Source organism: Herpetosiphon sp., from assembly GCF_003512625.1.
In the GTDB taxonomy this organism is placed as follows: domain Bacteria; phylum Chloroflexota; class Chloroflexia; order Chloroflexales; family Herpetosiphonaceae; genus Herpetosiphon; species Herpetosiphon aurantiacus.
The window spans coordinates 19,491-32,580 of sequence record NZ_DOPT01000023.1 but is presented as its reverse complement, the minus strand read 5'-3'; the positions used below and the strand labels follow the sequence as shown (position 1 = coordinate 32,580).

Annotated in this window: 7 protein-coding genes; 2 read left to right on the top strand and 5 right to left on the bottom strand. The window is 51.4% G+C overall.

Features of this window, described 5'->3' with window-relative positions:
* Positions 1–2: 2 nt before the first annotated feature.
* The 5 genes from pstA to DEF47_RS05320 all read right to left on the bottom strand — a co-directional run bounded on the left by pstA (position 3) and on the right by DEF47_RS05320 (position 6,753).
* On the bottom strand, positions 3–1,253 hold the full coding sequence (gene pstA / locus DEF47_RS05340) for a phosphate ABC transporter permease PstA (protein ID WP_012191523.1): 1,251 nt from the start codon (positions 1,251–1,253) through the stop codon (positions 3–5).
* Positions 1,253–2,194 (bottom strand): phosphate ABC transporter permease subunit PstC, encoded by a 942-nt coding sequence (gene pstC, locus DEF47_RS05335; protein WP_041304778.1) that lies wholly within the window; start codon positions 2,192–2,194, stop codon positions 1,253–1,255. The genes pstA and pstC overlap by 1 nt, the downstream gene beginning before the upstream one ends.
* Positions 2,195–2,314: 120 nt before the next feature.
* Complete coding sequence (locus DEF47_RS05330; RefSeq protein ID WP_012191521.1) at positions 2,315–4,270, bottom strand: PstS family phosphate ABC transporter substrate-binding protein; 1,956 nt, start codon at positions 4,268–4,270, stop codon at positions 2,315–2,317.
* Positions 4,271–4,428: 158 nt separating this feature from the next.
* Complete coding sequence (locus DEF47_RS05325) at positions 4,429–4,668, bottom strand: hypothetical protein (RefSeq protein WP_012191520.1); 240 nt, start codon at positions 4,666–4,668, stop codon at positions 4,429–4,431.
* Positions 4,669–4,776: 108 nt separating this feature from the next.
* Positions 4,777–6,753, bottom strand: a complete 1,977-nt coding sequence (locus DEF47_RS05320; protein ID WP_012191519.1) for a tetratricopeptide repeat protein — start codon at positions 6,751–6,753, stop codon at positions 4,777–4,779.
* A 216-nt stretch (positions 6,754–6,969) separates the two neighbouring features.
* Here DEF47_RS05320 and DEF47_RS05315 point away from each other — a divergent pair, with 216 nt between their 5' ends.
* Both DEF47_RS05315 and DEF47_RS05310 read left to right on the top strand, forming a co-directional pair.
* Positions 6,970–10,359, top strand: coding sequence for a carboxypeptidase-like regulatory domain-containing protein (locus DEF47_RS05315; RefSeq protein WP_012191518.1), 3,390 nt, complete (start codon positions 6,970–6,972; stop codon positions 10,357–10,359).
* Positions 10,360–10,454: 95 nt separating this feature from the next.
* A complete protein-coding gene (locus tag DEF47_RS05310; RefSeq protein ID WP_012191517.1) occupies positions 10,455–13,073 on the top strand; it encodes a clostripain-related cysteine peptidase in 2,619 nt (872 codons plus the stop codon).
* The last annotated feature ends 17 nt before the right edge of the window (positions 13,074–13,090 follow it).

The window sequence follows — 13,090 nt, the reverse complement described above, 5'->3', positions numbered from 1 at the left end:
GCTTAACCTCGTTTGCTGAAGCGATTGCGTAACAAGACGGCAATGGCATTGAGCGATAGCAACATCACCAACAACACCACAATTGCTGAGGCCGCAATATGGGCAAATTCTGGTTGTGGTCGCGATGTCCAGTTGTAGATTTGAATTGGTAATGCGGTAAATTTGGCAAATGGGCCGTCAGGATCGGTCACGATAAAGGTCGAAGCGCCAACCACAATCAAGGGTGCGGTTTCGCCAATTGCCCGTGAAACGGCCAAAATTGTGCCAGTGAAGATGCCAGGCAAGGCATTTGGCAACACATGATGCCAAATTGTTTGCCATTTGGTCGCCCCAAGCCCATAGCTGGCTTGACGTAATGATAATGGGACGGCGCGAATCGCCTCTTGGCCGTTGATAATCATAATTGGCAAAATCAGCAACATCATGGTGAGCGAAGCAGCGACGATTGTGCGGCCATTGCCACTATCAGCGCCGAAGATGCGCCCGCTGGTCAGTGGCTCAAGCGTGCGCACAAAAATCACCAAACCGAGCATCCCATAAATAATTGATGGCACACCAGCCAAATTATTGATATTGGTTTGAATGATGCGGTTAAAGCGATTGTCGGTGGCATACTCTTCAAGGTAAATTGCTGCGCCGACCCCGATTGGGAAGGCAAACAAAATCGTGATTGCGATCATCCACAATGAGCCAAGCAAGGCCGTGCGCACCCCAGCACGAAGCGGATCGCTCGACATGGGAGTGGTCAAGAAGCCAGCGGTAAGCCATGAACGGAATTCAAGCTTGGCTTCGGGAAACTCGCTGGCAACTTGGGCATCGATTGCAGCCTTGTTGAACCACGAATCACGCAGCGTCCAGGTTTCGAGGGTTTGAGGCTTTAAGACCCGCTCAATCACCAAATCGTAGACTTCGCTCTCGCTACGGTCGGCCATGGGCTTGTCGCGCTCTAGGGTACGAAAGGCATTGGCGCGCATATTATCTTGCAACACCGCGACCAACTCATCTTTGTTAAGTTCATCGATTGGTTTATCGCTGAGGGTTGCTGGATCAACTGCATATTCGGTGGCAACATAGCCAAAGACTTCATTGACCACGTTATAAATCAGCAAACTTAGGGCAATTAAGCCAATAATCGTGGCCGAAAGAAAAATTGTGCGCCAGATTGCGCCAGTGCGGCGGCGGCTAGCAACATTGCGGCGAGCCGCTTCACCTTGAGGCAACCCTGATTTAATCTCATCATTCAGTGTTGTCATTATTCGTATACCTCACGGAAGCGGCGTACCAAGCGACGGCTGACCATATTGAGACCGAGGGTCATCAAGAACAGGGTCAAGCCGATGGCAAAGATACTGTTGTAGTCGATGCTGGCATAACTTAAGTCGCCACCGCTAATCCGTGCGATGTGGCCAGTCATGGTTTCGGCGGCTTCGAATGGATTGAAGGTAAAGGTTGGTTTAGCACCAGCCGCCACCGCCACAATCATTGTTTCACCAACTGCCCGCGAAATTGCCACCACAAAGGCCGCAATAATCCCCGAAATCCCCGCTGGCAAAACTACTTTGATTGCCGTTTCGAGGCGGGTTGCACCCAAGCCATAAGCCCCTTCACGCAGGGCGCGTGGCACAGCACTGAGCGCATCTTCACTCATCGACGACACCATGGGAATGATCATAATCCCCATCACCAAGCCTGCCGAAGCCATGTTGTAGATATTGACATTGGCCTCACCAAAGACTGCCTTGAGAACTGGTGTCATAAATTTGAGCGCAAAGTAGCCATACACCACGGTTGGCACGCCCGCCAAAACTTCCAAGATTGGCTTGAGAATGCTGCGAGCGCGGCTTGAGGCATATTCGCTCAGATAAATTGCCGCTGCGAGGCCGGTTGGCAATGCAATAAACATTGCGATGGTTGAAGTGAGCAACGTTGAGAGCAGCAAAGGCAAAATCCCAAACTCATCAATTTGGGGCGACCAAACCGTGTTGGTCACAAATTCGACAATGCTGACTTGGCGAAAGAATGCAATTGATTCTGAGCCAAGCACAACCACGATCCCGATCGTTGTGAACATCGAAAGCACACCGCAAAAGAGCAAAAATCCTTGGATGATGCTTTCACCAAGGCGCGGCTGTCTTTTTAGGCTAAACGGGCGAGTTGTCTCACGTTGCGTGGTCGTAATACGACGGCTATCCATACCAATACTCACCTTATCGTCCATTGAAACCTCCCGGTTTTGAATCGGGGTTTGTGTAGGTCAACAGGCTGCGGAGCTAAACTCCGCAGCCTGTGCCATGGTACCATAAACCCTTGGTGCTTACTTGGTTGCGTCGAGCAGGTTTTGCTTGGCTTCGTTCAATGCTTCTTCACTCGCTGGGAAGTAGCCCACTTCGAGGATAACTTCATTGACGTTGGTCAAGTAGTAGTTGATAAAGGCCGCGACTTGGGCTTTTTCAGCCAAGATGTTCTTAGCCGAGTAGATGTACAACGGACGAGCCAACGGATAGCTGCCATCTTCGGTGGTGGCTTCGGTTGGTTCCACACCATCAATCGTCAACGCTTTGAGTTTGCTCTTGTTTTCGTTGTAGTAGGCATAGCCAAAGTAGCCGATCGCATTGGCATCGCCTTCGATCCCGGTCACCAACACGTTATCGTCTTCGCTCAACTGTGGGTTTGCACCCAACATGAATTTTTCTTCTTTCGCGTAGAAATGTTCAACGAAGTAGTCGAAAGTACCGCTATCGGTGCCTGGGCTGTAGAGTTTGATCGCTTCGGCTGGGTAGCTGGCATCAACTTGGTCCCAGGTTTTGTAGGTGCCTGAGAAGATGTCAGCGACTTGAGCTTCGGTCAAATTGGTGACGAAGGTATTTTTGCTGCTGACCACGACGGCCAAAGCATCGGTACCGACGCGGAACTCGACGACTTCGCGGCCTTTATCGGCACAGGCTTTGGCTTCTTCGTCTTTGATTGCGCGGCTGGCGTTGGCGATGTCGGTTTCGGCAGCGGTACAGAAGCGCTCGAACCCAGCGCCCGTGCCAATGCTATCGATCGTGATATTGCCACTGTAGCCATCTTCGCCGAAGATTTCGGCCACGGCTTCGCTCAACGGATAGACCGTTGATGAACCAGCGCTCACGATATCACCTTGAACTGCTGCTGGATCAACTTCTTCGAGGGCAACGGCGCTACCAGTGTTGGTATTGCTGCTGCTGCCACCCGTCAAGGCATTAACCAAAGCGTCTTTAGCTTCGCCCAACGCTTCGTCGCTGGCTGGGAAGTAGCCTACTTCAAGAATAACATCGTTGACGTTGGTCAAGTAGTAGTTGATGAAAGCCGCGACTTGAGGCTTTTCAGTCAAAATATTCTTGGCTGAGTAGATGTACAACGGACGAGCCAACGGATAGCTGCCATCTTCGGTGGTGGCTTCGGTTGGTTCCACACCGTCAATCGTCAAGGCTTTGAGCTTAGCTTTGTTTTCGTTGTAGTAGGCATAGCCAAAGTAGCCGATCGCATTGGCATCGCCTTCGATCCCGGTCACCAACACGTTATCGTCTTCGCTCAACTGTGGGTTTGCACCCAAGATGAACTTACCTTCTTTCGCGTAGAAATGTTCGACGAAGTAGTCGAAGGTACCGCTATCGGTGCCTGGGCTGTAGAGTTTGATCGCTTCGGCTGGGTAGCTGGCATCAACTTGATCCCAGGTTTTGTAGGTGCCTGAGAAGATGTCGGCGACTTGGGCTTCGGTCAAGTTGCTGACGAAGGTATTTTTGCTGCTGACCACGACGGCCAAGGCATCGGTACCGACGCGGAACTCGACGACTTCGCGGCCTTTATCGGCACAGGCTTTGGCTTCTTCGTCTTTGATTGCGCGGCTGGCGTTGGCGATGTCGGTTTCGGCAGCGGTACAGAAGCGCTCGAACCCAGCGCCCGTGCCGATGCTATCGATCGTGATATTGCCAGTGTAGCCATCTTCGGTAAAGATTTCGGCCACGGCTTCGCTCAACGGATAGACCGTTGATGAACCAGCGCTCACGATATCGCCTTTTACCATTGCTGGGTCAACTTCTCCACCAGCAGGAACTTCAGCGGTTGCTTCAACTGTAGGAGTTTCAGCAGCAGGAGCGGTTGGTTCAGTTGTTGCAGCAGCTTGGCCAGTAGTGGCGGTAGCTGGTGCCGTAGTTGGTGCAGTGGTTGGAGTGCTGTCGCCGCCACATGCTGCGAGCATTGTCAGCAACATAATTGAGGCAAGCATTAAACTCAGCAGTTTCCGCATGATCTGGATTCCTCCGAAAAAGAAATTTCTGTAAGTTGCAAATTGAATTACGTGCATCACGTAAGAGCAGTCTAAATCGCTATACTTAAACTGCTTTGATCGCTGTGTTAAGTTCCGATTAAATGTTAGCGTAATGCTGAGTGCGGTGGATTGGCGAGTTAAACGTCAATCACATTTAATCCATACTGATGCAGAAATTCGCGCACCGATGCCGTGTCGGGCAAGGCCACAACTTGGCGCATTTCTGAGCGCGAAAGCACCACCTCAACCGCCCGAATACTGCCCCGTTGATCGAGGTAGGCATGACGGCCAAGTACTGGTGCATCAATTTGCCAGCCCTGTTGCATGTGGTAGCGCACGAGTTCCAAGCGTTTGGTCGCATCGTCTAGGTGAACCATAAGCGATCAATCCTCCGTGATGCGCAAGTTGCGCAATTCAACGCCGTTAAGCTTGATCAGACCACGCTTGGGTTATGTTGAGGTTAATCGTTGGTCAAATTATGGCGATTAAGCTTCGTTGGCCTTCGATTGAGGCAGTTGGTAGCTGGTTGAACGGCCATCACCAGAACGCACTAAAACATTGCGCTCCACCAAATCATTCAGATCGCGGGCGGCTTGCTTGGGCGAAATTTGGGTTAGCTCACGATAATCGCGGTTGGTGATCGAAGGATGTTGTTTGAGATAATCGAAAATTCGCTGCTGACGCTCGTTTAATTCGATCGTTGGTGGGTACAGGCCCGGGTAGTTTTCGGCCAAGCCATGCAGATCGTTTAACAAGCGATCAAGGCCACTCGCTTGGGCCAATTGAATCGCCTCGGCATAGTAATGGCGCATCAGTTGGCTTTGGCCAAGCTCAGCATAGGCTTCGGCTAAATCGTAGCAAGTGTTGGCTTGCCAATTGTGGTTGTGCATGGCCGCAAAAATCTGATAGGCCGCCAGATAATGCTCGACCGCTAGGGTAAATTCTTGCATCCAGAAGCAACATGCCCCAATGCTTTTTTGACATAGGCCTTGCATGCGCCGATTGCCCGTGCGATTAGCCAAGTTCAGGCTTTGCTCAAAATAATCAAGCGCTTGCGAGTAGTGGCCCAAATCAAGATAATCGTAGCCTAAATTATGGGCGATATGGGTCATAAGTAAACTATGATTCACCTCATTGGCCGCCAACCATGCCGCTTGATGCTGGTTGATCGCCTCAGCATGCTCGCCGCGATGAGCGTAGAACATCCCGCGGGCGTTAGCCAGCTCGGCCCAAGCCCCACGATCAAGCGGATCGATCAAGCTAGCGGCTTGCGCAAGGCTGGTTTGGGCCTGCTCAAAATCACGCTGATCCTGAAACCACATCCATGCTTGCTCCAAACAAACCCGATAGCGCAAGGGGTCGTTGGGTGCGGCCCGTTCCAAAATCGCAATGCTATAGTTGAAGTGGGCTTGCGCTTCCATGGTGCTTTGCGAGCGAAAAGCCTTGCCCCGCTTGTAATAGGCCTCGGCTTTGAGCAACGGCTCGTTGGCAGCCAAAGCCGCTTGATATTCGCCCAAGGCGGTTTGGACATCGTTCATGGTCATGGCCACATCGCCACTGACCAACTTGAGCCGAAACCACAGCTGTGGTTGTTGAATATCGTGGGCTTGAATCTGGGCCAACAATTCGCGCAGTGCGCGACCCTGCAAATTATCAACAATCGTTTGATGCTCAGCGATGATTAGGCTGGCTGCTTGATCATAGGCCTGGGCTTGCAACCAATGCTGAATTGATTGGAGTGGCTCGCTTGGTTGTAATAATTCAGCTAATTGTTGATGCCAGCGCCGACGTTCGGGAGCGCTAATTTGGCTTTGCAAAAAGGGCCGCAGCTTTTCAACCAAGGCCAAACTTTCACTTTTAATCAGGCCATGATCGGCTAATTGTTGAATTATGGGTTCGGCAATCGCATTTAATTCAAGCCAATGCTCCAGCCAACGTTGGGCTAGTGGTTGCTGATTGAAGGCCAACATTCGGGCAAGGGTTTGTTCTGCAACCGTTAATTGCGGGTACAACCCAATAATCGCATGGTTGGGAAGTGTGGTGCTTGGTTGCTGTAACTCTTCGAGCAGCAATTTGGCCAAGCTTTGCACTGCTTGGTTGCGAATTGGATAGATCGTTTGTTCGACCACGCCCATGGCCTCGGCGAGATCGGCAATCCGCAAGCCTTCGATATAAAAGCCCGCCAACACGTTATATGCTCGCCAAGGCAAGGCCAGCCAATGGCGCTCACCATGGGGGCGAATCCGCTCAATCAGCCACCACAACAGCGCCTGAACTGCCCGCCCAAGCTCAGCCGAACCTTGGGGCGTATCAGCAACATACCAACGTTCGATAATCTGGCAGGTTGCTAAGGGCGAACTCGCCAAAAACAACACATCACCCTCACGGGCATGGCGCAAAGCTTCCGCCAGCATTTTTTCGAGCGTTGCTAGGTTGTAGGCCAACAAGTCTGGCTGATTCATGGTACATCCTTGTCCAAATTGCGGCTACTCCGCACTCTCACCGCAGATCTCGAAGCATTTGGCTAATCAGGTCATGAGACGAATCGAACCACCCCAAAATAGCTCAAAACACTAGAGCTTTTTTGATTGAGTTAGCGATGACTGACTGCGATACTAAAACCAGCTTCCACTACGTCCCCGCCATTGTCACGTTCCACCCCGTGTAAGGAGGATTGTATGTCGTTGGTTCTACGTCGGTTTGGCATGATCGCATTTATGGTCATGTTTATTTTAGCATTAGCGATTGGCAGTTCTGCCAAGGCTGCTCCGTTGGCCGATGATGTGAGCATCGATCTCGGCGATGCACCATCATCAAACAACAATTTTGGTTTAATGATGGATGCCTATAGCGGCGTGCCTGCTAAGTATCCAACCGTCTTCTCGACCGTCCCGAATGGCCCTTCACACATCTTGGCTAAGTTGATTCACCTTGGCCCTGGTGTGAGCCAAGAGGATGAGGCTGATAGTGGTTTTGATGCTGATGGCCCAAATAACATCGACCCCAGCGCCAACACCCCCGACCAAGATCGCTATGATAATGCCTTCCTCAGCCCCTTGGATATCAATAGCTTGCCCAACTGCCAGCCAACCCAACTGCGCTACCAAGTGACGGTTGACCCAAGCTGGACTGGTGGCACAATCAAGCTGTATACCAACCTGTGGTTCGATTGGGATCGCAGCGGCTATTGGGGTGGAGCAACTTTTGCGTGTCCTAATGCCTCCACCACCGAATGGTCAGTTCAAAATGATGTGAATGTGATCACTGGCCCTGGCACCTATATTTTCAGCACCTCGGCTTTCTTGCCAGTCAACACCAATAGCAACAAACCATTATGGATGCGGATTTCGTTGAGCGAAACGCCTGCAACCAATGATGATGGCCGTGGCCCAGCCAACCGCTGGAAATATGGCGAAACCGAGGACTACCTATTAACTGGTAGCGATGAGCCAACCCCAGAACCAACCAAAACCTTTACCCCAACCCCAGTCCCAACGCGGACGTTTACCCCAACCCCACCACCAACCCGCACCTTTACCCCAACGCCAACCAATACGGCAACTGCGACCTCAACCAATACCCCGCCACCAACGCGGACGTTTACCCCAACGCCAACCCCAAGTGGTAATGATATTATCTCCGATCTTGGCGATGCGCCGGATTCGACCAACCACTTCTCGACTGGCATGTTAGCCTATGCTCCAGCCACGGGTGCTCGCTACCCGACCGTGTTCGATCCTAGCACAGGCTTGCCCGAAGGCCCATTGCACTATGATGCCAAACAAGTTGTGCTTGGCAACCTCTCAACCTTTGAACGCGAGGCAGATATTGGCCCCGATGCTGATGTTGTGAACAATATTCAGCCAAGCACCAATCTGCCCAACCTTGATAAAGCTGATGATGCCTTCTATTTGGGCGTGCCCACTGTCAATAGCTTTATTCCAGCCTGCCAAACCGAGGCTCTTGACTATCAAGTAACGGTCAATAGCGTTCCAGCGGGTGTCACTCGTTTGTATGTCAACGTCTGGATTGACTGGAACCGCAGTGGTTTCTGGGGTGGTTCAACCCAATGTAATGGTGGCTTGGCCAATGAATGGGCCGTGCAAAACCAAATGATCCCAGTTGTCAGCGGTAACTATGTCACGCCTAATTTCTTGAGTGGGATTCAAACCAGCAATTTGGGCGATATCTGGATTCGGATCACGATTAGCGACAGTCCAGCAACCAACGATGATGGCCGTGGCCCAAGCAGTGGCTGGAAATATGGCGAAACTGAAGATTATCTGTTGCGCTATACCAGTAACCCAACGCCAACCAATACGCCAACTCACACCCCAACCAATACGCCAACCAATACCCCGACTCCAACTATTGCGACACCACCACCACCAACTCCGGTTAGCGATTTGGGCGATGCCCCCGATTCAAGCAACAACTTCGCGGTCAATATGACCACCTATGTTACTGGCGTGATTGCCCGTTTCCCAACCGTCTTTGGTGGCCCCGCCCCAATTGGCCCCTTCCACCGCGATGCTCGGCGCTATCACCTTGGCCGAGGTGTAACCTTCGAAAAAGAAGCTGACATTTCGTTCGACATGGATTATACTCATAACATCTCGCCGACCCTCAACATGAACGACCAAGATCGCGCTGACGATGGCTTGGTTAGCCCACGCACACTCCAAGGCTATAAACACTGTGTTTCAACCCGGTTTACTTACACCGTCACAAACAATACGGCTGGCCCTTTGACGGTCTATTTCAACTCATGGTGGGATTGGAATCGCAGCGGCAATTGGGGCGGAACCTTGCAATGTCCCAATGGGCTTTCCAATGAATGGGCCGTGCAAAATCAGGCGATTGTGCTGAACCCTGGAGTCAATACCTTTACTACGCCTGCGTTCTTCCCCTACCATCCACCACAACGGGCTGGAATTTGGTTCCGCATGACGGTTAGCCCAACGCCTGCCAGCGCCGCTGATGGTCGTGGGCCAACTGCTGGTTGGGAGTTTGGCGAAACCGAGGATTATATCTTCATGCCCGATTTGGGCGATGCTCCGGATAGCAATAACAGCGCAGGAGCAAGCATCCTCGCCTATTCGCCAGCGACCCAAGGTTTCTTCCCAACGATTTTCAACCGTGTGCCAGCCGCCTTGCCCAAAGGCCCATTACACCAAAACTTGGGCATGCCGTATATGCTAGGTAAATCGTTGACCGCTGAAACTGATGCCGATATTGGGCTTGATGACGATGCCACAACCAATATTCAAACCGCGCTCAACCGTGGCAATTATGATCGCGCTGACGATACCTTTGCTGGTGGTCCACCAACGGCCAACAGTTTTGGCCACTGCCGCGCCAACACCTTGCCCTATACCGTGCGTTTGCCCAATAATCCAGCCCCAACTGGCTCGATGGTCGCCTATGTTAATGTCTGGATCGATTGGGGCGCGAATGGACAATGGGGCACAAACTATGGTTGTGTCGATTCACTCGGGATTACCCGTACTGCTCGCGAATGGGCTGTCCAAAATCAGGTTGTCAATCTTAGCGGCCCGAATGTCTACAGTTTGGTAACGCCAGTATTCTATTCCTATCAACCAACTTTGCCATTCAAGCCAGTTTGGCTGCGGATCACCATCAGCAACACCCCGGCAACCGCCGCCGATGGTCGTGGCCCAACCGCTGGTTGGGAATACGGCGAAACCGAGGATTATCAATTGAAGGTCTTGTTGACCCACGTGGTTAGCGGCCATGTCTTTGATAGCGCCGGCTTGCCACTTGTAGATGCCAATGTCTACTTGTATCGCCGTGGCACTACTGGCAATCCAGCTCCCGAGTTAGTTGCCAGTGCCCAAACCGATGAACAAGGGTTCTATGAAGTGAGCGGCGAAGCCAATGGTGATTATTTGATCTTTGTCGAGCAGGCTGGTTACCAATCAATTTGGTATAAAGATGCCGCCACCGCCGACCAAGCTCAGCCGATCTCAGTCGATGAGCTTGGGGTCAATCGAATCGATGTTACGCTTGTGCCAAACGGCGAACCAGAGCCAACCTACGAAAAATAAACGGCACTGCTAGCCAATTCAAACAATGAGGTTACCGACGCTTGCTCAGCCAGTTTTGGCTTGGGCAGGCGTTGGCGTTTGCGGAGGATTATCCCATGGGAACACGTCTGCTGCGGTGCTGCTTGCTGATCGGTCTATTGTTAAGTGCCATGCTTCCGCCAATCGTGGAGGCAACACCGAAAGCAGCGCCATTGGTGGCCATTTATATTTTGGCCTACGATAATCGGCTTGATAGCACGATGAATTTAACCCCGTATTATGATGCAACCCTCACTAGCATCACTAATGCCACTGTTGGTCAGCCCGATCTAACGGCGATTGTGTTGGCTGATTTGGCGGGAATGAATGATACCCATGTGCGGGTTGTGCAGAATGGCAATGTCAATACCTTGATTGGCTTGCCCGATATTGATGGAATTATTGATAGCAACCTTAAAGAATATGATGTAACTGATGGCCGAACCTTGGGCGGGTTTTTATTGTGGGCCAAAAGCAGTTACACTGGCCAAAACTACACCTTGAGCTACATTGGCCATGGTGTGCCAATTATGCCCGATATCGAGATTTCAAACCTCAGCCAGCCCGAACGCCCAGTCAGCAGCGTCAATCTGCCACCGTTGCCCACCCGCATTGGGGCCAATGCCGATGTGACCGATCACACGCTGACCACGAGTATCAGCGGCTATAATGCGCTTTCGCCCAATGATTTGGCCTTGGCTTTGGCAATTGCGGCTCCGATTGGCCCTCGCTTGGCCGTGCTCGATGTGTTGATGTGCTTTAGTGGCTCGATTGAGGCCTTATACCCACTTGCACCGTATGCCGAATATCTGACTGCCTCGCCCAACTATGCCTTTTTCGACCCAACCATGCCCGGTAATGCCTTGCTTGGCTTGAACAGCAACCCCAACCCGCTACAAATGGCCCGACATATTCTCGATAGCTACCATAATCAACTGCCAAGCAGCGATCATCCACGGATTTTAAGCGTGATCGATGCCGATCAATTAAATAATCTCAAAACCACGTGGGATAGTGCTTCGAACGCCATCTATACCAATTTGCTCAATCCCAGCCAGCGCGAAGTTACCCGCACAGCCTTGTTTAATGCCTACCTTGAGAGCCGAAAATACGATCTGACCTATTGTGAGCCAAGCGATTGGGAGCTGAATGCGCCCGATGGCTTGGTCGATTTGCGCAGTTTTGCTCATGGTTTGAGTCAAAGTTTCGCCAATCTCAATCCGCAAGTTGCTAGCTTTGCCGCCCAAACCCGCGATCGGATTCGCAATAATAGCGGTAATCCGATGGTCGTGGTTTATCGCTTGGCGGATAACGATTTTCCGTGGTTCGACCCAACTCCAACCCAATGGATTTTTGATGGACTGAATCCACTTGGGCTTGATGATGATGCCGCTGGCTTGAGTTTATATGCCGATTTGCAAGGCCTCTCGGTGGCGGGAGCAACCGAATTAAGCTGGCAGGCCCATTGGTATCACGATGACGACACCCAGCCAGATAATCCGCATCCGTTAGCATTTTTAGCCGATGTGACCCATCGCAACGGCTGGGATGAAGTGTTTCAGGAATATTGGCGTGATATTGAGGTACAAACAGCGTTGTGTACGCCGAGCTTACCTGCTGCCCGCGATCAATCGACTCCTCGCGCCGACATCAGCCTAAGCCAATTTAACCCTGCCGATAGCAACTTGGCGGTCAATGAATCGATTCGTTTGAGTGTTATGCTGAATGTCACTCGCGCAGTGCAACGTAGCGATCTCTGCTTTGAGGTTGTCTTGAATGGTACAGTCGTATTTACTGATAGTTTGATGTTGACCAAACTTGAGGCTGGTAGCCAACGAATCTATGCGCAAAAAATTTGGCAACCAACGACTGCTGGAGTTTATAGCTTGCGGGTCGTTGGCGATGGCGGCCAGCATGTGCAAGAAAGCAACGAAAATAATAATGTGCTTACCCGCTCGCTGAATATTGCGCCAACCGTGCCGCGTCGCCCAATGCTTATTGTCAAGACCTCGAACAATCTGCAATTATCCAATAGCCCAACCGTTACGCTGAATGTTCAGCAGCAAGCGGGCAGCGGTACACCAGTTTCAAGGGTGATTATCCAAGCCTATCAATATCAGGGCAATGCTGCCAACCCGCGCTTGCAAACGCCAGTGTTGCGGGCTACTACCACGATCAATCAACCAACTTTACCAACAGTGCAATTAAGCGTAGCAGGCTTAGATCCTGGTGCGGTGGTCTTGTATGTTTGGGGCTATTCGAGCAATGGCTATAGCTTGATTCCGGCCATTGTGCGGCTAAATTATGCGCCGTTGCCCGCAACGATCAGCCAAAACCAAAAACATATCTATCGATTTAGCCTCAAGCGCGACCAAGCCCAAGCCTTTCGTTTACAAAGCCAGTTTGGCAATAGCAATTTGCACGCATGGGAACCATATATCTGGACTGCACCAACTCAACAATCAACCAGCCTTGGATTGGATCAAATTAGCTATAATCCTACACCGCTAGCTGGCGAATACATCGTGCAAGTAAGTAGTAGTGAGGCTGGTCGCTATCTGTTTACGGCGATACCTAATCCGCCAGCAGGTCGCAACTTTGAAACGATCACCAGTAAACAACCACGGCCAATCTTTGAGGAGCCAATCCCATTCTTGCCAATCGACCAACTGTTTATCCCAATAGTCCAACGTTAATTCGTGGCCTTCGCCTC

Coding starts and splice junctions, on each gene's coding strand:
- pstA (WP_012191523.1), bottom strand. CDS start 1,253: ATGACAACACTGAATGATGAGATTAAATCAGGGTTGCCTCAAGGTGAA.
- pstC (WP_041304778.1), bottom strand. CDS start 2,194: ATGGATAGCCGTCGTATTACGACCACGCAACGTGAGACAACTCGCCCG.
- DEF47_RS05330 (WP_012191521.1), bottom strand. CDS start 4,270: ATGCGGAAACTGCTGAGTTTAATGCTTGCCTCAATTATGTTGCTGACA.
- DEF47_RS05325 (WP_012191520.1), bottom strand. CDS start 4,668: ATGGTTCACCTAGACGATGCGACCAAACGCTTGGAACTCGTGCGCTAC.
- DEF47_RS05320 (WP_012191519.1), bottom strand. CDS start 6,753: ATGAATCAGCCAGACTTGTTGGCCTACAACCTAGCAACGCTCGAAAAA.
- DEF47_RS05315 (WP_012191518.1), top strand. CDS start 6,970: ATGTCGTTGGTTCTACGTCGGTTTGGCATGATCGCATTTATGGTCATG.
- DEF47_RS05310 (WP_012191517.1), top strand. CDS start 10,455: ATGGGAACACGTCTGCTGCGGTGCTGCTTGCTGATCGGTCTATTGTTA.